We start from the raw sequence: 18,479 nt of genomic DNA on the forward strand, positions 1-18,479 counted from the left end.
ATGTTCGGAGCAATGCGCCTGTTTCTCGGTTTGCTTGTCGTTCAGACGATTGCCTACTTTGCCTTGTCACTTTACTCGCGTCGCGTCCGGCGGCAAAAGCTTGAGACGTGGTGGGAAGAGAAGGGCAAGACCGGCAACAAGGAAGCCTTTGTCGAACGCGGATTGCATGTCTATGACAATTCGTTCCGTCGCAAACTGATCCTGGGTGTTTATATCGTGCCTTGGGTGGCGATCGCCGCGCTGATCTATGTCGTGAACTACATGTGAGGTTTTGGGAATGGTCTACATCAAATGGGCGTTCATCCTGATTTTCTGGATCACGCTGGGTGCGATCCTGCAATACTCGCTGCCGCAGCACGACATTGTCCGCATCGTAAACACCTACGAAGAGCGGCAGGATCTGACGGATTGGACCCGCATTTTCTGGTCCGAGCCCGATGATCAGTCGACCAGCCTTTCGAACCGCGATGTGCAGTTCATCCAAGCCGTGCGGGCGAACGGCAAGCCGATCGTCTATCGGAACGAAGATACCAGCTGGGGCTGGCCACCCTATTTTAAGTTCGATACCGCCAACCTTTACACCGAAGCCAACGACGCGATCTCGGACAAGGATGATCCGGATTGGGTTGTCGTGACCCACTACGGCTGGCGCAACGAGTTTCTGTCGATCTTCCCGAATGCCATCTTCATCAAACATGTCGAAGGACCGGATGTCCGCATCATTCCCTGGTTCAACATCATTTTCCTGACCGTTTTTTTTGCCATCGTCTGGGCGCTTTGGGTGCGTTGGCGCAGGTTCCGCGAAGCCCGCATCGACCCCATGCTTGAAAGCGTCGAGGATGGTCTCTACGCCGCTGGGGATGCGATCGACGAACGAAGGTCCAGCTTCCGGCGCTGGCTGGACAGTTGGAAGTCAAAATAGAACGGAACCGGGAATTTGTCCGAAAGTCGGCTTCCTGCCTATGCGGACCGCTATCTGACGACAAACTCGGCGTGAAGGGCTCCGGCGGCTTTGATGGTTTTGAGAATGTCGATCATATCCCGCGGGGACACGCCCAACGCGTTCAGGCCGGCAACCACCTGCGACAGCGTCGTCGCTTCGGGGATTTCTGCCAACCCGGTGCCGGCGTCCTCCTCAATCCCTGCGATGGTTCGCGGCACAACAACGGTCTCCCCTCTGGCAAAGGGGTTGGGCTGAACGGCGATCGGAGATTCCTCTACCCGAAGTGTCAGGTTGCCTTGAGAAACCGCGACACGTGAAATTCGGACCTCCTGCCCCATGACGATCGTGCCGGAGCGCTGATCAACAACCACACGAGCCTTGGTTTCGGGTTCAATCAGGATGTTTTCGATCCGGCCGATCGCATGCGCGGTGGAAGGGGCCCGCGTTTCCGGGATGCTCAATTCCACCGTGCCCGAGTCGCGCATGACTGCAACGGCGCGATTGAACTCGCGATTGATGGCCGCTTCGATCCGGCCTGCGGTCGTAAAGTCCGGCTCGCGCAGGGCCAACCGCAATTGGGAAAGGCCTGACAGTTCAAAATCGATCTCCTGCTCGACCCGGGCCCCGGCGGGGATGACACCGGATGTCGGGACCCCTTGAACAACCGATGCAGCGTCACCTTCGGCGACTGCACCGCCTGCCAGAACGGTTCCCTGCGCAACTGCGTAGATCTGCCCATCCGCGGCGTTCAACGGTGTCATGACGAGCGTGCCGCCCAGCAGGCTTTTGGAATCTCCGATCGCCGAAACGGTCACATCGATCTGCCCGCCCACCCTCGCAAAGGGCGGAAGGGTGGCGGTGACAAGAACGGCGGCGACGTTCTTGGGGCGAAAGTCCTCGCCAGTGACGTTTACACCCAACCGTTCCAGTATGTTCGACATGATTTCTTCGGTGAACGGAGAATTGCGCAGCCCGTCACCGGTTCCGTTCAGTCCAACGACAAGGCCATATCCCACGAGGTCATTGCCGCGCACACCGTCAAAATTCACTAGATCCTTGAGCCGGACAGCCCCGGAAACCGCCACCGAAGGCAGCATGATCAGAAGGAAGGCCAGAAGTCTCATCTCAGGAAATTCACCAATGATAGGGTCGAGTTGCGGACAGTGACCGAATAGAGGCTTTCGAGCTGGAACTGCACGGTCTGCAGGTGTGCCGCAGTTTCGTAGGGATCGGCGGCGACAAGTTCGTTGCGCGCGTATTCAAAACTGGTCCTGGCCGCCGCATTTCGTGTTTCGGCCTGTTCGATGCGGGCTTGCACCGCTCCGATCTGAGCGCGCATCGTCACGACGTCATCCTTGGTGTTGGCCAGAGCCACGCCCAGATCGGTGAACAAGGCAGTCTGCAGGTCTGGCGGCCATCCCAGCGCGCCCTCCGTCGCCAAGGCCGCAAGCGCGACATCACGTAATCCATCCCGAAGTTTCGGATCATTGGCCGTGAACTGCATGTTCACCCGCTCGGTCTCCGAAATCTGCATTGGTACGAGGGTCGTGTTGGACCCGTTGTACATGACTGCCTCGAATCCGGCAGGATCATTGAACCAATCTTCGGCCGCTTGGCGAATATCGGTCAGGGTTGTCAGCCCTGCCAATTCGGTTCGCAGCGCAGCCAGTAGCGTGTCCGTCGACTTCAACGGAGAGGTGTCCGTGGCGGTTCCCGCGAACAAGCTGCGGCCACCGACCCGCGTGTTCAGTGAAGAAATCATCGTGTCCAGTTCGTTGCGCGCCTGAGCCGAGGCCTGAGCATGCGAAGTCGCTTGGTTGGACGTCCCAAACGCGAGCAGAGAAGCCGAAACCTCGCCGATCGAGGTCTCAAATGTCTCGAGACTGATCTGAATGGCATCAGCAAACAGATTTGCCTCGGCGGTCGCCGTAGAGAAGGCGTCCAGCTGTGCAATTTTTCGATCCAGGTCCAGCAGATGCGAGTAATCGCCACTGAGACGCCCAGAAATGTCAGCGGTTTGACCCGTAGACATTTCATAGGACAGGGTTTCGATCTGCGTTTTGATCTCGGTGCTGCGCGCACGCAAGGTCAGACCGCGGGCCAGATCACCAATCGAGTTCAAGGTCATGGTTACATCCTCAGCAGCAAATCCATCAATTCGTCGACAACGGTGACGATCCGCGCATTGGCGGCATAGGCCTGTTCAATCTGCATCATGCGCTGCAATTCGGTGTCACTGTCCACGCCTTGCTCGGCCACTAACTGTTCCATTTGGAGTTGCGCGTTGGATGCGTAGCTTTGGCGTGATTGAGCGGTATGGGCAGCTGTGCCAGCTTTGGACAAAAGCGCCGCCGACACCTCACTGGCCCGCAGGGCCCCTGTGCCGAAAGCTGGGGCAGGGCGCGGCGTGGTCAATACGGCGCCAAAAGCCTGCAGCTGGGTTGCCTCGCCGGGGTCGTTGGGTGCAACGGCTCCCAACCCCGCGCGCAGTTTCCAACTGTCGCCGCCGGCATCTGGATCGACAATCGGGTTGAGCTCAAGACGGGACGCGAGCCCCGCCGGCGCCGCGGCATCGAAACGCGAACCGGCATCGGTGAACAAGCCTGGATCAGTCGGCATCGCGGTCGGGTCCAGGCCGGCAGTTTCGAACCGTTCGATCAGATCGCGCGCAACTGCGTCCAGGTCCTCATGCGCGTCGATGGCCAACACGTCGCGAATGTCAAACTGGGCTGCCAGAGCGCCGCCGCGGATATGTGCGGAATCACCGGATGTGCGGACTGGCCGTCCATTGAGTTCGAGCCCGGACAGCAGTCCGTTTCCTACGGTCATGTGCGGTTTGGTATTACCGGTGACCGAGAACGCGAACTCTGCGGCTGATCCTTCTAGAAGTATCAGCCCACCGTCGGAGTACAGCGAGACGCGGTTGTTGTCGCGCGCCACGACATTGACCGGAACCAGCTGGTTGACTTGGTCAATGAGAACCTGGCGTTGATCCAGCAACCCATTGATATCGCCGCCCGCGTTCTCAACAGCCGGGATCTTGGCATTCAACGCTTCGATATCTTTCAGGTTTGTATTCAGTGTTTCGACATACGTCCCGATTGTTCGGTCCGCGTCAGAACGCATCTTGCTGAGGCCGTCGGACGCCTTATTCAAATCGGCAACCAGATCCCCAGCTGCGCGCGCCGCCAGATCCAGACGCTCGACCGAGCCGGGATTGCTTGCGGCCGTGATCAAGCTGTTCTCGAATGCGCTCAAAGATACCGCGATCGATCTGCCGTCATCGGGGGTACCGACCAATGCTTCGAATTGCGAGTAAAACTCCGAGATTGCCGAGGCCGCCGCGTTATCCGCCGTTGCCGCGCGCAGGTTCGCCATCAGAACAGGATCTTGATGGCGGGTGATTCCCACGACCCTGACGCCGTTGCCGGAAATAGAGTTGGTGGTCAGCTCCAACGTCCGCTTGGCGTAGCCGGGCGTCAGCGCATTGGCTATGTTGCCCGAGACGACGGCGGCGCCGCGGCTTGCCGCGCCCAGCCCACCCAGCGCGTTATTCAGGGCCGTTGACATGCTCATGAGGCCGTTCCTTTCCGCTTTGCAGGTTCAGATCAGCGCTTGATGTTGGTTGTTTCCTGCAACATCTCGTCGACTGTCTGGATTACCTTTGCGCTTGACGAATAGGCGCGCTGGGTTTGGATCATCGACGTCAGTTCAGTCGCAACGTCGGTCGTCGACTCTTCGCGCGCGAAGGAAATCAATTCGCCCGTCGGACCTTCGCCGGCATCCCACAGGAAATAAGTTCCACTGTCGCGAGACGGCGCATATGTCTGGCTGTCGAGTGCGGTCAGCCCATTCGGGTTGGGGACGTCCGCCAGCGGTATCTGGTACATCCGACGGGTGACGCCCGTGTCATACAGCGCGTAGACGTATCCGTTTTCATCGACCTGAACGCTGGACATGGTCCCGACTGCGGATCCGTCCCGGGTGATCGAAACCGGCGCAAACGTGTCGGACAGTTGAGTGATTCCATCGCTGTCACCGATCAGACCGATATTGACCTCCATCGGGCCGCCGGCGACGTTGACGACAAAGCTGCCGGTGGTCGGATCATAGGTGCCACCGGACACGGTGGTCACACTTGCAAGGGTACCGCCTGCGGTTCTGCTGTCCGTAAATGTCAGCGTATATTCACCGATCACGGCACCGCCCGAAGCGGAGTCGCGCAAGATCATCGTCCATTCGTTGCTGGACCCGGCGGCCGGCACCGTCGGGACAAGCTCGATATCGACATTCTCGGGTTTGCCCAAATTGTCGAAATATTCGACGGACAAGGGCTGCGTGTCACCAGGTGCGCCGGCATCGGTGGCCGTGGCGGGCAGGTTCATGCGCAGGTTCATTGCGGTGGTCGGCGAGCCGGACAATTGATTGACGCTGAGTTGAACCGGCTGCAACGCTGCGGGTGTGTCGCGCGAAACGTTGGGAATGGACCCATCGGCGTTGGCGGGCCAGCCCAGCAGCACAAGTCCGGACTCGGTAACCAGATACCCTTCCGCATTGGTTCGGAAGGATCCGGTGGTGGTCAGAAGCATTTCGTTTGAATCGGTTCCAATCTGGGAACTTGGGCGAACCGGCAGCATGCCCCGGCCGCGCACGGCCAGGTCGGTTGAGTTGTTGGTGGTAACCAGCGAGCCACGCTGATCGATCAGTCGCTGGCTGGTGGTCCGGACGCCGCCCGCCGAATAGCTTCCGCCCTGGCCCGACGTCACCATCGAATGAAAATCCGTCTCAACCCGCTTGTAACCGTAGGTCGAAGAGTTGGCGATATTGTCCGATATGGTCGCCAACCTGTTCGCGTTGGCCTTCAAGCTGGCCACACCGGCATTCAGCGAAGAGGAAATTGTCATCGGCACGCCCTTCTGTTGCGTAAATCGTTCCCGCAACAGCTAACGCGCTGGGCCTTAACAGCGCGCTAACAAGTAAAATGCCAGATATCCTCCGATCTCAGGGATTGCGCAGAAACACGATCTCGATCCGGTTGTTGCGGGCCGCCATCGGGTTTTTCACCGCCAGCTTGCGATCGGCATGACCCGTGACCCGTTCAAGCCGTTTGGCGCCGACCCCCTTGTCCTGAAGCATCTGCCGTACCACCTGCGCGCGCGAAGTCGACAGATCCCACGACGGATTTCGGGCCAGAACCACCGGAGAGGAATGCACGTGACCCTCGACCGAGATGGAATTCATCACCATGTCCGATGAACGTGCAACCAGCAGTACCAGTGCACGCATCATCTGCGTTGGAGAATCGGAACCTCTCTCGAACAACGGCTCATCTTCGGTATCGAACAGCTCGACGATCAGACCCTCGTCCGTCACTCGAGTGACAATATGCTTCAAGGCCTTTTGGGACACCATGCTTTCGCCGGAGCGCCCCAGCAGCCGAGCCTCGAGAGACGAGAAGTCTTCGAACGCGCCGCGCCCGCCGCCATCGGCATCCACACCGGTCGATCCCCGTGCGCGTTTGGCCTCGGTCGGGTTCTTGTTCGTCGCTCCCGAGCCGTCCATCACTATGGTTTTCTCCGAGAACATATTGTCGCCCCCAAAGGCCCCGTCGCCCCCGCCGGAAACGGGATTGATCGGAATTGTCGGAGAGAAGTAGTCCGCCAAACCCTTGCGTTGCTTTTCGGTCGTTGCGTTCAGCAGCCACATCAACATGAAGAACGCCATCATGGCCGTCACGAAGTCCGCATAAGCGACCTTCCAGGCGCCGCCGTGATGGCCATCGCCACCCGAAACGCGCTTCTTCTTGATGATGATCGGCGCCGCATTTGACTGCGCACCCATCTAAACCACCCTTTTTCACCCACCCATTGGATTAACAGCGCGGGGATTAAGGGCGGCTTAATATCTAAAACTGTTCAGACCTTTGCCGACCCATCATTGGACCATCCCGGCGCTGGCCCGGCGCAGGATGACCGAAAGGCGGTTGAAACTGTTCTGGACTCCGTCCGGATCGAGTTTGCCGAAAAAGCCATCAAGCTCGTCATGGATGCGAACCGCCTGATCCAGGAGCGGGTCCGTGCCCGGCGTGTACAGACCCGCCTTGATCATCACTTCGGACTGCTCGTAGCTTCCGACCAACCGGCGGGCTTCGGTGATCAGCTTGTTTTCCTCGGGTGTCGCCGCAGCCGGTAAAGAGCGCGAGACCGAACGGCTGAGCGCGATGGCTGGAAAGCGCCCTCGCTCGGCGATCTCGCGACTTAGCACGATATGCCCGTCAAGAACGCCGCGCAGGATGTCGGCCACCGGTTCATCCATGTCCGAACCCGCGACCAGAACGCTGAACACGGCGGTGATGTCGCCCTGATCGGCGGTTCCCGGGCCGGCGCGTTCACAAAGGCCGGCGATCATCGGTGTGACCGAAGGCGGAAAACCCCGCAGGGACGGGGCCTCACCCATGGCGACGGCGATCTCGCGATGCGCCTCGGCGAACCGGGTGACAGAGTCGCACAGGAACAGAACGCTCAGACCCTGATCCCGCAAAAACTCGGCCGCTGTCATCGCAGACCAGGCGCAGCGCCGGCGGGCCAGAGCTGATTGGTCGGACGTGGCCGCAACCACGATCGAGCGCCCCATACCTTCGGCGCCCAACGCCGTCTCGACGAATTCATTCACTTCGCGCCCGCGTTCGCCCACCAGCGCGACGACCACTGCATCGGCTTGCATGGATCTGGCCAGCGTTGCCAGCAAACTTGATTTTCCCACACCCGACCCCGCAAAAAGGCCGACACGCTGCCCCCGGACGATCGGAAGCAGGGTGTTCAAAATCGCCAACCCGGTGGCCATACGGTCTCCCAGCGGTTTGCGGTCGACGGCCCGGGGGGGCGCGGACATCACGTTGCGGGCCTGCGTCCCGGGCAGAAGCGGTTTGCCGTCCAGCGGTTTGCCGAACGGATCGACCACGCGACCAAGCCAATGCAAACCGGGTGCAAAAACCGGAGTCGGCTCAAGATAGACCCTGTCCCCCAGGCGAACGCCGTCAGGGGCTGCGCCAGGCAGCATGTGAACGGCTCCGGCCTCGACCTGCAACACTTCGCCAGCCAAGGGCTGGTCGTCGCGTCGCCGCAAAATCAGATGGTCGCCGATGCGCGCGTGTTCCGCCAGCCCTTCGACCTCGATCACCCCACCGGAAACACCCGCGACCAGACCCATGTGCCGCACTGGAGAAAGCCGTTCGAACTGGTACTTCAGAATCGAGGGATCGAGGTCGGACATGGCGTCGGCTCCAATTGGTTTCTGAAAACGGTTTCTAAAGGAATCGGGGTTAAGCCTTGATTGAAATTGATCGAGGGAGAAGCCCCGATGTTCTCGGACCTGAACGTTTTTAAAGTTGCGTACGCCCTGGCAACCCACGCCGGACAACGGCAGGCCGTCATCTCGCGCAACATGGCCAATGCGGATACGCCCGGCTACCTGGCTCGCGATATTGAGCCTTTCGCGGAAGCCTTTGAAAAATCCAGTGCCACCAGCGCAATGAGCGCGACCCGCGAAGGTCATTTGAACGGCGTCGGGCCGGGGGGGATGACTTGGGCCGAACATATGCGCGGCGGCGCCGTCGATCCCAATGGCAATGGTGTTTCGCTTGAAGAAGAAATGCTGAATGCGGTCGAGGTCAAGCGACAGCATGAGCGCGCGCTGGCCATCTACAAGTCCTCGATCGGGATCCTGCGTACCAGTCTGGGCAAGGCGTGAGGAGGCCGTCATGAGCGATTTCTCCAAGTCCCTTGCCGTCACCGCCAGCGCGCTGCGGGCGGAGGCTGCGCGCCTACGCCATGTTTCGGAAAACATCTCGAACGCGGATACTCCGGGTTACCGGCGCAAATCGGTTCCTTTCGAGACGGTGCAGAAGGACGGCACTGATCTGGTTCAGGCCGGTCGGGTCAGGCTGGACCGGCGGGCGTTGCCCCGGATCTATGATCCCAGTCACCCGATGGCGGACGCCAGCGGATACTACGCAGGGTCCAATGTCGATCTTATGGTCGAGATCGCCGACGCGCGTGAGGCGCAACGCAGTTACGAAGCAAACCTCAAGATGTTCGACCAGACCCGACAGATGTCGGCCAGCCTCATGGAATTGTTGAGAAAATAAAGGAAAGCCAGAATGGATATCCGATCGATCACCGCGGCTCAGAGCTATGCGCATGCCCGCCCGGCCACCCAAGCGGATCCGGGAGCAAATGGCGCGGCACAAGGGCTACGCGCAACTTTTCAGGACTTTGCGGCAACCCTGAAACACAGCGAAGAGGTCGCCAATGCGGCCATGATTGGTCAGGCCGACCCACATGCCCTCGTGCAGGCACTGGCCCAGACCGAGCTTGCGGTCGAAACAGCGGTTGTGGTGCGCAACAAGGTCGTTGAGGCCTACCAGGAAATTCTGCGGATGCCGGTCTGAACGATGCTCAGCGAAGGTCTGTTCTATGACGTCGTACGTCAGGCCCTTTGGATTGCCGTGATCACGTCAGTTCCGATTCTGACGGTCGCGCTGGTCACGGGTTTGGCCGTGGGCCTGTTCCAGGCCCTGACATCCATCCAGGAGATGACCCTGACCTTCGTTCCCAAGTTGGTGGCCATCGTCATCGTGTTCTGGGTCTCGATGGGCTTCATGACGCAGACGCTGGTCACATTCTTCACCTCGACACTGGTTCCGCTGATTGCAGGAGGTCGCTGATGGATACAGCCTACGTCACCCTGTCCCGTCAAACCGGGCTGATGAACGAAATGCGTCTGGTCGCGAACAATATCGCCAATGCGCACACGACGGGTTACCGCCAGCAGGGTTTGGTGTTTTCCGAGTTTGTGAGGGACCTTCCCGGCAGCCCCTCTCTGTCCATGAGCCGTGCTCAGGCGCGCAACACGTCTTTTGCACAGGGCGTGTTGACGGAAACCGGTGGGCAATTCGATTTTGCAATCGAAGGCAGTGGGTTTTTCTTGGTTGAAACTCCGTCCGGCAACCGTCTGACCCGGGCGGGTAGCTTTTCACCGGACGCCAATGGCGATCTGGTTACGATGGATGGGCACCGTGTGCTGGACAGCAACGGGGCCCCAGTATTCATCCCACCGGACGCAGCAACAATTGATGTGGGCGGCGACGGGACGCTCAGCGTGAATGGACAGGCTTTGGGGCAGATCGGGGTGGTTCAGCCCGCTGAAGGCACCGAGTTGGCGCGGGAAGGCAGCACCCTGTTCAAACCGGAAGGCGAGGTCGAGCCGGTCGAGCGACCGGTGGTTCTCAACCGGTTTCTGGAGGGTTCGAACGTCAACGCCATCGGCCAAGTGGGCCGGCTGATCGAAATCCAGCGTGCCTACGAACTGGGGCAGAGTTTTCTGGACGCCGAAGATGAAAGGGTCCGCGGCGCCTTGAAGACCTTGATGCGCTGATCTGAAACTGCAGGAGAAACCGAAATGCGAGCCCTGAAAATTGCCGCGACTGGAATGGCGGCGCAACAAATGCGGGTCGAGACGATCTCGAACAACCTGGCGAACATGTCGACCACGGGCTACAACGCCCGGCGGGCTGAATTTGCGGATCTGCACTATCAGCAGATGGCTCGCGCCGGCACGGTGAACGCCGCGGACGGGACTGTCCTGCCGACGGGAATACAGCTTGGTCTGGGTGTTCGTCCCGCGGCCGTGACCGTCGAGTTGGCCCAAGGCGCGTTGTCCGCGACGGGCAGTGACCTGGACATCGCGATCGAAGGGCGCGGATATCTCGAGGTGGTTCTGCCAAACGGCCAGTCGGCCTATACCCGTGACGGCAGTCTGAAGCGATCGGCCGAAGGCCTCATCGTCACGTCGGACGGGTTTGCGGTCGCCCCCGAAATAACCATCCCGGACGACGCGCGGTCGATTTCCATTAACGCGTCCGGCGAGGTCTACGCCTATTTTGACGACACCGCGGAAGGGCAACTGCTGGGGGAATTCACGCTGGCCAGCTTTTCCAATGCCAAGGGCCTCGAGGCCATCGGCAGCAACCTGTTCAAGGAAACCGAGGCTTCGGGCGCTCCGATCGTGGGCACTCCAGGCGAGGACGGGCTCGGAATGCTGCGTCAAGGCTATTTGGAAGACAGCTCGGTTGATGCGGTACGTGAGGTGACCGATCTGATCGAGGCGCAGCGCGGCTATGAAATGAATGCCAAGGTGATTTCGGCCGTCGACCAGATGATGGGCGCGACGACACAGGTGCGCTGATGCGGGTCGTGGGCTTCATATCCCTGTGGCTTCTTCCGGTTGCCGCCTTTGCTGACATAGTCGTGCCAACCAGAACGATCCGGGCCAAGGAGATCATTGGATCCGCTGATCTTCAGTTGAAATCCGGTGAGGCACCCGGCGCGGTAAATGATCCTGCAGACCTGATCGGGCAGGAAGCCAAGACCGCTCTGTATCCCGGTCGGCCAATTCTGATGGCAAGTGTCGGCCCTCCCGCCCTGGTCGATCGGAACGATCTGGTGACGCTTGTCTTCGTGAAAGGCGGACTGTCCATCGCGGTCGAAGGGCGCGCGCTGGGCCGCGGAGCCGCCGGTGATCGCATCCGAGTCATGAACCTGTCGTCACGAACGACGGTAACCGGAAAAATCCGTTCCGACGGCCAAATCGAGGTATTTTGATCATGAAACTGTCCAGATCCCTGTTGCTGGCCATCCTGTCCCTTTCCGCCTGCGGGCGTTTGGACCATCTGGGCAAACCGCCCAGCCTGTCGCCAACTACGGAAACTCCGGAACACGTGGCGATGTTGTGGCCGGGTTTGCCGTTGCACACTCAATCTCAGCGCGCCGTGGACGGCGCGTCTCTGTGGAGTGGGGGTCAGCAGTCTCTGCTGGGTGATCAGCGCGCCATCAAGAAGGGCGATATTCTGACTGTCGTGATCGAGCTTGATGAAAAGGCCGAAATCTCGAACGATACAAACCGGTCGCGCGGCAGCTCGGAAGATCTCAAGGTTCCCGGCCTCTTGGGATTGCCCCAGCGCGCAGCGAAACACCTGCCAGATGGTGCGTCACTGGACGAGGCGGTTTCGATCGATTCCGCGTCAGTCAGCAAGGGCAAGGGGTCGGTGAAACGCAAGGAAAAGCTGACACTGCGCGTCGCCGCAACGGTGATCGATGTCCTGCCGAACGGCGTCCTGTCGATTTCCGGAACACAGGAACTGAGGGTGAATTTCGAACTTCGCGAGCTGCTGGTGTCTGGCTATGTGCGTCCGCAGGACATCTCGCGCCAGAACGAGATTACCTACGACAAGATTGCGTCTGCACGGGTGTCCTATGGCGGCCGCGGCCAGATCACGGATGTTCAGCAGCCACGATACGGGCAACAGGTGCTGGACGCGCTGTTGCCGTTCTAAGGTGTTCAAATGATGAAGAAACTGCTCCCCGTTCTCTTTTTGATTGCAGGTCTCGGGGCCGGCGCTGCGGCTGGGCTATTTTTGACACCGGGACCAGCGGAAACCGTGGCCGATGCCAAAGCACCGGAGCCTCACGCCGAGGAGACCGCCAAGGCAGACAAGGCGAACAAAACCTCCGGCCATAGTGAGACATCGGGCAAGGCTGGTCCCTATGAGTATCTCAAGTTGACCAAACAGTTCGTCGTTCCGGTCGTCGAAGAAAACGAAATCTCTGCTCTGGTGACCATGTCGCTGAGCCTGGAAACCCGGCCGGGCATCTCGGAGGAGTTCTACAAAATCGAACCGAAACTGCGGGACGGGTTTCTTCAAGTGCTGTTTGATCACGCGAATATTGGTGGGTTCGACGGCGAATTCACGCAATCGGACAATCTTGAGGTGCTGCGAAGGTCTCTGTTGGAGGTTGCCCGAAAGGACCTTGGCGATGACGTGTCCCGTGTTTTGATCATGAGCGTGAGCCGCCAGGGCACCTGACGCCAAAAGGGCGGGCTTCAGCTTTCGGTTTACTGGTTCATCAGTTTCCTGGCGCGTGCAATGCGCAGCGCGGTTTCTTGATCGCGCTGCAACGTCTCAACCGCCTGCTTGCGGCCGAATGCTTGGCGAAGGTCCTCCATCATTGCCAGTTTCCGGGATCTGACGCGCGCCAATTCAGTGTTGAGGTCACGCCGGGTTCTGGACTCCCACCCGTGCCACAAGACGTCCGCGCCAGCGATCTGGTACCCAGGGGTTTGCGCGGCGTCCGACGCCGTTTGGGCGACCTGCGCGTTCAGTGCGCTGATCTGTGCCTGAATGCGGCTTTCGGCCTCAAGTATCGGTTTCAGTTTCTGAAACTCTCTTTCGAATGAAGCCGCCGTGACCGCCGCTAGATCCCCTAGTTTCGTGCGTGTCATCCGACCGTTCCCTTCGCGCGTTTTCGCATGGCTTCGGCAAATCGGATGGCGGCCGCGACCGGACGATACAGGTCTTCCGTTATCTCCTTTCCGATTTCGACGGTCGCATGCAGGGCTCGCGCCGTCGGCGGATCCGAATGAATCGGAACTCCTGACTCCATCGCTGTTCGGCGGATTGTCGCGGCAACTTCGTCAACGCCCTTTGCGACGCAGACGGGTGCGGTTCCACGGGCGCGGGTCCATTTCAATGCCACTGCAAAATGGGTGGGGTTGACGATGACCACGTCGGCCTTTGGAACCTCGGCCATCATCTGGTTGGTCGCAATCTCTTGCGCGCGCTGGCGTCTCTGCTGTTTGACATGCGGATCGCCTTCCGAGTCCTTCGTCTCGTCCTGCAGTTCTTTGCGCGACATTCGATTTTTACGCATGTGCTCGGAATACTGCCACAGGTAGTCGATGACCCCGATGGTCAGCGTGACGGCGACGACGATGAACAGGAACCGAAACAGTAGGTTCATCATCAGCGGGATGGAGGCTCGTGCGGGGCTGGCTGCAGCCGTCAGGATGTCCGCCAGGTTGGATTTCAAAAACACGGCAAGGCAGATGCTGTAGATCACCAGCTTGATGAAGCTTTTGAGGAACTCAAAAAGTCCGGCACGACCGAACTTGTTCTTGGCATTGGATGGGATTGAAATGCGGGATATCTTCGGCGTCAGTTTGCTTGGGGCAAACACCAGGGCGCGCTGTGCCAAGAGGTTCAGCAACACAAACGCCGCTGGAACCGCCAACAAAATACCCGCGGAACCGGCAACCTTTTCCATCAGCCCGCCGACCGGTGCAGCCGCGCTGCCAGACGTCAACAACCGTGACAGTTCCGGGGCCTGATCAATCAGAACCATCAGGGATGATCCCAAATGTTCGGTCGAAAACTGTCCGACCGCCAAAAGAGCGATTGTCAGGCCGGAATAGGCGGCAACGGCGGACAGGTCATTTGACTTGACGATCTCACCCTTTTCCCGAGCCTTCTGCAGTTTCTGTGGTGTCGCCTCGAAGGACTTGTCAGTGTCGTCGTCTGTGCTGCTCATTCCGGTGCTCCGGTCGGATCAAGCAAGTACTGGAACAGGACGTCAGACCAAACCGCAAGGATGATCGGCGTTCCCGCGAACAAAAGGAACAAACCGGCAAAGGTGATTGCCGGCGCGCCCACAAAGGCGACCATCAGTTGAGGCATGGCCCGGTTGATGACACCCAGGGCCAGGTTGTAGATCAATGATGCAATGACAAACGGCATGGCCAGCCCAAAGGCCAATGCAAAGCTGCGCGATACCTGCGACACCCCCCAACGTGACAGATCGGTCGCCATCGGGGCGGCACCCACCGGGAATAGTGAATAGCTGTCGATCAGGAATTGGGCCGCCCGGATGTGAACGCCCATCAGTGTGGCAAGGGCCAACCCGGACAGGGTCAAGAAATGACCCATCGCCGGGGCCGGGTCCGCAGCGGCGCCACCCAGGATCTGCGATAACGACGTGGCTTGCGCGGCCATCGACCCGGCGGTTTGAAGGGCGAGTACCAGTAGCCGAAGTCCGATCCCCAAGGTCAGGCCGATCAGGATTTCGGTCAGTATCAATTGAACCAGCGGCATCAGGCCACTGTCGGGCTCGGCAACGGAAACCGACGGCGCGACGACCAGCGTGAATGCCATTGCGACCCCCAGCTTTACGCGGGTTGGAATGCTGCGCTCCCCGAAAGCTGGTAGCAGGGAAACCAGCGCTGAAACCCTGAGAAAAACCACAAATGAGGACCACAGCACGCCTCCCAGCTGAGCCAGCAAGTCCGGCGGCAGCTCAATCACGCCGGCACCGTTCCGACCAGAGCCGGCCGCGCTTCGAGCCCAATTTCCTCGAACGACAGGACAGGATTCGAAATTCCCCGCGCGTGTATGATGGTACGCAGCAACCTGCGCCGCCGCGTCGAGGTTACCAACGCCGGGAACACACCCTGATCCGCGCTGCGTGTTATCGTCGTGACGACGCCATCGGCCAGTTTGTTGAACAGATTGGGGGGCAGCGCCACATCCAATCCAGCATTCGGAGTGTCGATCTGGTAGGTGGAGAAGGTCTCCTCCCATTCCGGCGCCAACTGGATCAGGGGAATCGAGCCGTCGCCACGCTTCAGGTCCGCCACCAGCTGAAAACCCAGTCGCTGGCGCACGATCTCGCAGATCGCCTCAGGCTGCGTCGTGGTCATCCGCGCTTCGGCCACGCTTTCCAGGATCAGCGCCATGTTGCGGATCGAAACCCGTTCTTCTAGCAGCAGCCTCAAAACCGCGTGCAAGGTGTCGATCGGAACCTTGTCGGGGATCAGCTCATCCAGCAGCTTTCGGTTCGCCTCGGCCCGGACCGGGTCGCTGAGGCGGGTCATCTCGGACAGGAGCCGACGCAGGGATTTCAGGGTCAGCAGGCGCGGGAAGTTCTGCTTGATGATTTCCAGCAGATGGGTGGCCAGAATCTCGGGCGGGGTTACGATGGTTGCACCGCTCAGGGCGGCGGCCTCTTGATCCTTGGGCAGGATCCATCGGGCGGGTGCGCCGTAGACCGGTTCGGTGACGTCATTGCCTTCCGGCAACAGGTCCAGCCCGTCCTGCACCAGTGCCAGGATCAGGTCGGGGTGAAGCACCCCCCGGGCCTGTTCGACGCCCTGAACACGAATGACGTAAGTGCCCGTCGGCAAGTCGGCCCGGTCTGTCAGCCGGATCTCCGGCAGGATCAATCCAAAGCTCGACGCGACGTAGGTCCGCATGTTGGCGATCCGAGCGTCCAATCCGGTGCCGGGGTTCAACACCATGCTGACCAGATCCGGGGCAAATTCGAGGTGAACGTCGTCGAGGTCAAGGACGTCTCCGATGCCTTGTGTTGCCTTGGGCTCGGCGTCCGAAGCCGGCATATGTGCCGACTCTGTGGCAGCTGATTGTTTTTTGTGAACAACAAAGGCCGCATAACCCAGGATCACGCCGCCGAGAATGAACGGCAGAAAAGGCAGCCCGGGCACCAGCGCAAACAGCACCATCAGGATCGCAACGGTTGCCAGCGCAGCCGGATGACGCCCCAGTTGCGAGAACAAGGCAGTATCGGTTGCACCCTGCGTACCACCGCGGGCCAGCAACAGGGCGGATGCGATAGAGATGATGACCGCCGGTATCTGCGTGACCAACCCGTCACCAACGGTCAGGATCGCATAGGTTTCAAACGCCGAGGCGACCGGCATACTGTGCACGATCACCCCCATGATCAACCCCATCACCAAGTTGAGCAGGGTAATCAGCAGCCCGGCAATTGCATCGCCCTTGACGAATTTGGATGCCCCGTCCAGCGACCCGAAAAAGGTGGTTTCCTGTTGCTCAAGCTCGCGCCGTTCCTTGGCTTGCTGATGGTCGATGGCGCCGGCAGACATGTCGCTGTCGATGGCAAGCTGTTTGCCCGGCATACCGTCAAGGGCAAAGCGGGCCCCGACCTCGGCCATGCGCGCCGCACCTTTGGTAATCACCATGAAATTCACGATCAGCAGCACGCCGAACACCACGAGGCCCAGGAAGATGCTGCCGCTCATGACGAATTGGGCAAAGCCCTCGATGACGTCACCGGCGGCGTTGGGCCCGGTATGACCCTGCCCGATGATCAGCTTTGTCGACGACACGTTGAGCGACAGGCGCAGCATCAGCGAAGCCAGCAGGATCGTTGGAAAGGACGAGAAATCCAACGGTCGCTCGATGAACAGGGTCAGGGTGAAAATCAGGATGGCCAGCGCGAACGAGGCCGCAAGGCCAATGTCCAGCACCCAGGATGGCATTGGCAGGATCATCATGACGATCACCGTCATCAAGGCCAACGCCAGTAGAACGGTGGGTGAAAACAGGGATCGGGCGTCAAGCTTTGGCACGCGTCACTCCTGATCGAACGCGATGAACGCAGCAGCAGCGGCGGAGGAGGGAACCAATGAGCCCAAGCGGCCCGTCCCGGTTCGGCCACGACCGGGCGGGATCAAAGGCGCGGCCGCCCGGGAACAAGGATCGCGGCCCGGGGGTCCCGGTTGCGCCAGCCGCACGCCGTCGAGATTGGCCAGGATGGTTTCAAATCGGTCCGTATACGCCTGTGCAAGGCCGGGCGTACGCGAGTGATAGGCGCCAACCGCATGCCCCCACGAACCCTGTTCAGTAAAAAGCGACTTCAGGAACTGCGCCGCGTAGGCTGCGTTCAGATCCGGATCAAACATAGCGTCTATGGACCGGAAGGCTTTGCCATGCCAGCGGTAGTTGATCTGGAAACAGCCAATATCAAAACTGCGCGCACCCGCTTTGAACACGTCGAAGACAAAGGCCTTGGCCTCGGTCTCGGTGGCGAACCAGTACCCTTTGCCCTCGACATTGACGGTCCAGGGCCAGGGTGTCAGGCGGCCCTTCATCTTGCGCCCGGTCTCGGTTCGGGTGACGGCCAACAGGATATCCTGCGGCACACCTCCGGCCATTGCCGCCCGGCGCGCGGCCCGGTCGCAAACTTCAGTCGCGTGGCCATCCGACCATGCTAGGGCAGCAGGCGCGGCGGCGGCCAGCCAAACGGCGATCGAGATGAAAAACTTGAGCTCTGGCATTCTGCCGGTCCGGGGATTCTTGTGTCCGGGCCAAGCTAGCCAGTTTTGGGTTTACAGAGGGTTATCGGGACCTCAGCCCCGATCGATGCGGCGGCCGAACACAACGCTGGTGTTGGTCCGCAGCACTCCCGGGATCGCCGCTAGCTCATCAACCAGAATGTCCAGATCCTCGATCCGCGGCGCTTCGGCGGACAGCAACAGATCGAATTCTCCATTGATCGACAGGCACAGCTTGACCTCTGGATAGGCTTCCAGCCGCTTGATAATGCGGGCGGTTTCTTTCTGCTGTACCTCCAGCAGGACAACGACCTGGACCTTGGGCGTGTCCTCGGCCTGGCGCAGGATCACCGAATATCCGGCGATCACACCGTTTCTCTCCATCCGGCTGATACGTTCATGCACCGTAGTCCGGGCCACCCCGAGCGTTGCCGCGATATGGGTGGTCGAGGCGCGCGCATTGTGTTGCAGCGCGGCAATGATGCGGCGATCAAGCTGGTCCATCTATGCTCCGTGCTCCGAAGGGATGGTTCGGGTGTATGCCAGTTTGGCG

23 protein-coding genes are annotated in these 18,479 nt (G+C 60.0%); 11 read left to right on the forward strand and 12 right to left on the reverse strand.

The window, feature by feature from the left end; all coding sequences use genetic code 11:
- Positions 1-267, forward strand: a complete 267-nt coding sequence (locus tag GOW72_RS15825) for a hypothetical protein (RefSeq protein ID WP_093963662.1) — start codon at positions 1-3, stop codon at positions 265-267.
- Positions 268-277: 10 nt separating this feature from the next.
- Entirely contained in the window at positions 278-922 is a 645-nt protein-coding gene (locus tag GOW72_RS15830; protein WP_093963661.1) for a DUF1523 family protein, read from the forward strand.
- Positions 923-972: 50 nt separating this feature from the next.
- Here the strand turns inward: GOW72_RS15830 and GOW72_RS15835 are convergent, their stop codons facing one another.
- From GOW72_RS15835 to GOW72_RS15860, 6 genes are all read right to left on the reverse strand, one after another.
- Positions 973-2,067, reverse strand: a complete 1,095-nt coding sequence (locus GOW72_RS15835) for a flagellar basal body P-ring protein FlgI (protein WP_093963660.1) — start codon at positions 2,065-2,067, stop codon at positions 973-975.
- Complete coding sequence (locus GOW72_RS15840) at positions 2,064-3,071, reverse strand: flagellin (protein ID WP_170367521.1); 1,008 nt, start codon at positions 3,069-3,071, stop codon at positions 2,064-2,066. The genes GOW72_RS15835 and GOW72_RS15840 overlap by 4 nt, the downstream gene beginning before the upstream one ends.
- Before the next feature lie 2 nt (positions 3,072-3,073).
- Complete coding sequence (flgK, locus tag GOW72_RS15845; protein ID WP_170367522.1) at positions 3,074-4,519, reverse strand: flagellar hook-associated protein FlgK; 1,446 nt, start codon at positions 4,517-4,519, stop codon at positions 3,074-3,076.
- Positions 4,520-4,551: 32 nt separating this feature from the next.
- Positions 4,552-5,847, reverse strand: a complete 1,296-nt coding sequence (locus GOW72_RS15850; protein ID WP_170343156.1) for a flagellar hook protein FlgE — start codon at positions 5,845-5,847, stop codon at positions 4,552-4,554.
- Between the two features lie 97 nt (positions 5,848-5,944).
- Positions 5,945-6,784, reverse strand: a complete 840-nt coding sequence (locus GOW72_RS15855; protein WP_170367523.1) for a flagellar motor protein MotB — start codon at positions 6,782-6,784, stop codon at positions 5,945-5,947.
- Between the two features lie 93 nt (positions 6,785-6,877).
- A complete protein-coding gene (locus tag GOW72_RS15860) occupies positions 6,878-8,215 on the reverse strand; it encodes a FliI/YscN family ATPase (protein WP_170367524.1) in 1,338 nt (445 codons plus the stop codon).
- An 87-nt stretch (positions 8,216-8,302) separates the two neighbouring features.
- Between GOW72_RS15860 and GOW72_RS15865 the strand changes: the two genes are divergently transcribed.
- Genes GOW72_RS15865 through GOW72_RS15905 form a run of 9 tightly spaced genes read left to right on the forward strand, consistent with a single transcriptional unit; the run spans position 8,303 to position 12,866 of the window.
- On the forward strand, positions 8,303-8,692 hold the full coding sequence (locus tag GOW72_RS15865; RefSeq protein ID WP_170367772.1) for a FlgB family protein: 390 nt from the start codon (positions 8,303-8,305) through the stop codon (positions 8,690-8,692).
- Positions 8,693-8,702: 10 nt separating this feature from the next.
- Positions 8,703-9,089, forward strand: a complete 387-nt coding sequence (flgC, locus tag GOW72_RS15870; protein ID WP_170367525.1) for a flagellar basal body rod protein FlgC — start codon at positions 8,703-8,705, stop codon at positions 9,087-9,089.
- Between the two features lie 12 nt (positions 9,090-9,101).
- Positions 9,102-9,392 (forward strand): flagellar hook-basal body complex protein FliE, encoded by a 291-nt coding sequence (gene fliE, locus GOW72_RS15875; RefSeq protein ID WP_170367526.1) that lies wholly within the window; start codon positions 9,102-9,104, stop codon positions 9,390-9,392.
- 3 nt (positions 9,393-9,395) lie between these two features.
- Positions 9,396-9,668, forward strand: coding sequence for a flagellar biosynthetic protein FliQ (locus GOW72_RS15880; RefSeq protein ID WP_093963653.1), 273 nt, complete (start codon positions 9,396-9,398; stop codon positions 9,666-9,668).
- On the forward strand, positions 9,668-10,378 hold the full coding sequence (locus tag GOW72_RS15885; RefSeq protein ID WP_170359886.1) for a flagellar hook-basal body complex protein: 711 nt from the start codon (positions 9,668-9,670) through the stop codon (positions 10,376-10,378). Before GOW72_RS15880 ends, GOW72_RS15885 begins: the two co-directional genes overlap by 1 nt.
- A 24-nt stretch (positions 10,379-10,402) precedes the next feature.
- Positions 10,403-11,188, forward strand: coding sequence for a flagellar basal-body rod protein FlgG (gene flgG / locus GOW72_RS15890; protein ID WP_170343153.1), 786 nt, complete (start codon positions 10,403-10,405; stop codon positions 11,186-11,188).
- Positions 11,188-11,604 (forward strand): flagellar basal body P-ring formation chaperone FlgA, encoded by a 417-nt coding sequence (gene flgA, locus GOW72_RS15895; protein ID WP_170359890.1) that lies wholly within the window; start codon positions 11,188-11,190, stop codon positions 11,602-11,604. Before flgG ends, flgA begins: the two co-directional genes overlap by 1 nt.
- Positions 11,605-11,606: 2 nt before the next feature.
- Complete coding sequence (flgH, locus tag GOW72_RS15900; protein WP_170367527.1) at positions 11,607-12,335, forward strand: flagellar basal body L-ring protein FlgH; 729 nt, start codon at positions 11,607-11,609, stop codon at positions 12,333-12,335.
- Positions 12,336-12,347: 12 nt separating this feature from the next.
- A complete protein-coding gene (locus GOW72_RS15905) occupies positions 12,348-12,866 on the forward strand; it encodes a flagellar basal body-associated FliL family protein (protein WP_170360344.1) in 519 nt (172 codons plus the stop codon).
- A 29-nt stretch (positions 12,867-12,895) separates the two neighbouring features.
- Here the strand turns inward: GOW72_RS15905 and GOW72_RS15910 are convergent, their stop codons facing one another.
- The 6 genes from GOW72_RS15910 to GOW72_RS15935 form a co-directional block, all read right to left on the reverse strand.
- Positions 12,896-13,282 carry a hypothetical protein gene (locus GOW72_RS15910; protein WP_174819821.1) on the reverse strand — a complete coding sequence of 129 codons (387 nt, stop codon included), beginning with the start codon at positions 13,280-13,282 and terminating at the stop codon, positions 12,896-12,898.
- Positions 13,279-14,367, reverse strand: coding sequence for a flagellar type III secretion system protein FlhB (flhB, locus tag GOW72_RS15915; protein WP_170367528.1), 1,089 nt, complete (start codon positions 14,365-14,367; stop codon positions 13,279-13,281). Before flhB ends, GOW72_RS15910 begins: the two co-directional genes overlap by 4 nt.
- Positions 14,364-15,137, reverse strand: a complete 774-nt coding sequence (locus GOW72_RS15920; RefSeq protein WP_170367529.1) for a flagellar biosynthetic protein FliR — start codon at positions 15,135-15,137, stop codon at positions 14,364-14,366. The genes flhB and GOW72_RS15920 overlap by 4 nt, the downstream gene beginning before the upstream one ends.
- Positions 15,134-17,161 carry a flagellar biosynthesis protein FlhA gene (flhA, locus tag GOW72_RS15925; protein ID WP_217358184.1) on the reverse strand — a complete coding sequence of 676 codons (2,028 nt, stop codon included), beginning with the start codon at positions 17,159-17,161 and terminating at the stop codon, positions 15,134-15,136. Before flhA ends, GOW72_RS15920 begins: the two co-directional genes overlap by 4 nt.
- A 63-nt stretch (positions 17,162-17,224) precedes the next feature.
- A complete protein-coding gene (locus GOW72_RS15930; protein ID WP_170367531.1) occupies positions 17,225-17,929 on the reverse strand; it encodes a lytic transglycosylase domain-containing protein in 705 nt (234 codons plus the stop codon).
- Between the two features lie 72 nt (positions 17,930-18,001).
- The gene (locus GOW72_RS15935; protein ID WP_093963783.1) at positions 18,002-18,430 is read right to left on the reverse strand and encodes an Lrp/AsnC family transcriptional regulator; all 429 of its coding nucleotides are present in this window, start codon (positions 18,428-18,430) and stop codon (positions 18,002-18,004) included.
- Positions 18,431-18,479 lie beyond the last annotated feature (49 nt).

The organism is Ruegeria arenilitoris, from assembly GCF_013032855.1.
In the GTDB taxonomy this organism is placed as follows: Bacteria; Pseudomonadota; Alphaproteobacteria; order Rhodobacterales; family Rhodobacteraceae; genus Ruegeria; species Ruegeria arenilitoris.

Excerpts from the sequence above, each read along its gene's own strand:
- GOW72_RS15825 (WP_093963662.1), top strand. The coding sequence starts at position 1 with ATGTTCGGAGCAATGCGCCTGTTTCTCGGTTTGCTTGTCGTTCAGACG.
- GOW72_RS15830 (WP_093963661.1), top strand. The coding sequence starts at position 278 with ATGGTCTACATCAAATGGGCGTTCATCCTGATTTTCTGGATCACGCTG.
- GOW72_RS15835 (WP_093963660.1), bottom strand. The coding sequence starts at position 2,067 with ATGAGACTTCTGGCCTTCCTTCTGATCATGCTGCCTTCGGTGGCGGTT.
- GOW72_RS15840 (WP_170367521.1), bottom strand. The coding sequence starts at position 3,071 with ATGACCTTGAACTCGATTGGTGATCTGGCCCGCGGTCTGACCTTGCGT.
- flgK (WP_170367522.1), bottom strand. The coding sequence starts at position 4,519 with ATGAGCATGTCAACGGCCCTGAATAACGCGCTGGGTGGGCTGGGCGCG.
- GOW72_RS15850 (WP_170343156.1), bottom strand. The coding sequence starts at position 5,847 with ATGACAATTTCCTCTTCGCTGAATGCCGGTGTGGCCAGCTTGAAGGCC.
- GOW72_RS15855 (WP_170367523.1), bottom strand. The coding sequence starts at position 6,784 with ATGGGTGCGCAGTCAAATGCGGCGCCGATCATCATCAAGAAGAAGCGC.
- GOW72_RS15860 (WP_170367524.1), bottom strand. The coding sequence starts at position 8,215 with ATGTCCGACCTCGATCCCTCGATTCTGAAGTACCAGTTCGAACGGCTT.
- GOW72_RS15865 (WP_170367772.1), top strand. The coding sequence starts at position 8,303 with ATGTTCTCGGACCTGAACGTTTTTAAAGTTGCGTACGCCCTGGCAACC.
- flgC (WP_170367525.1), top strand. The coding sequence starts at position 8,703 with ATGAGCGATTTCTCCAAGTCCCTTGCCGTCACCGCCAGCGCGCTGCGG.
- fliE (WP_170367526.1), top strand. The coding sequence starts at position 9,102 with ATGGATATCCGATCGATCACCGCGGCTCAGAGCTATGCGCATGCCCGC.
- GOW72_RS15880 (WP_093963653.1), top strand. The coding sequence starts at position 9,396 with ATGCTCAGCGAAGGTCTGTTCTATGACGTCGTACGTCAGGCCCTTTGG.
- GOW72_RS15885 (WP_170359886.1), top strand. The coding sequence starts at position 9,668 with ATGGATACAGCCTACGTCACCCTGTCCCGTCAAACCGGGCTGATGAAC.
- flgG (WP_170343153.1), top strand. The coding sequence starts at position 10,403 with ATGCGAGCCCTGAAAATTGCCGCGACTGGAATGGCGGCGCAACAAATG.
- flgA (WP_170359890.1), top strand. The coding sequence starts at position 11,188 with ATGCGGGTCGTGGGCTTCATATCCCTGTGGCTTCTTCCGGTTGCCGCC.
- flgH (WP_170367527.1), top strand. The coding sequence starts at position 11,607 with ATGAAACTGTCCAGATCCCTGTTGCTGGCCATCCTGTCCCTTTCCGCC.
- GOW72_RS15905 (WP_170360344.1), top strand. The coding sequence starts at position 12,348 with ATGAAGAAACTGCTCCCCGTTCTCTTTTTGATTGCAGGTCTCGGGGCC.
- GOW72_RS15910 (WP_174819821.1), bottom strand. The coding sequence starts at position 13,282 with ATGACACGCACGAAACTAGGGGATCTAGCGGCGGTCACGGCGGCTTCA.
- flhB (WP_170367528.1), bottom strand. The coding sequence starts at position 14,367 with ATGAGCAGCACAGACGACGACACTGACAAGTCCTTCGAGGCGACACCA.
- flhA (WP_217358184.1), bottom strand. The coding sequence starts at position 17,161 with ATGACGGTGATCGTCATGATGATCCTGCCAATGCCATCCTGGGTGCTG.
- GOW72_RS15930 (WP_170367531.1), bottom strand. The coding sequence starts at position 17,929 with ATGCCAGAGCTCAAGTTTTTCATCTCGATCGCCGTTTGGCTGGCCGCC.
- GOW72_RS15935 (WP_093963783.1), bottom strand. The coding sequence starts at position 18,430 with ATGGACCAGCTTGATCGCCGCATCATTGCCGCGCTGCAACACAATGCG.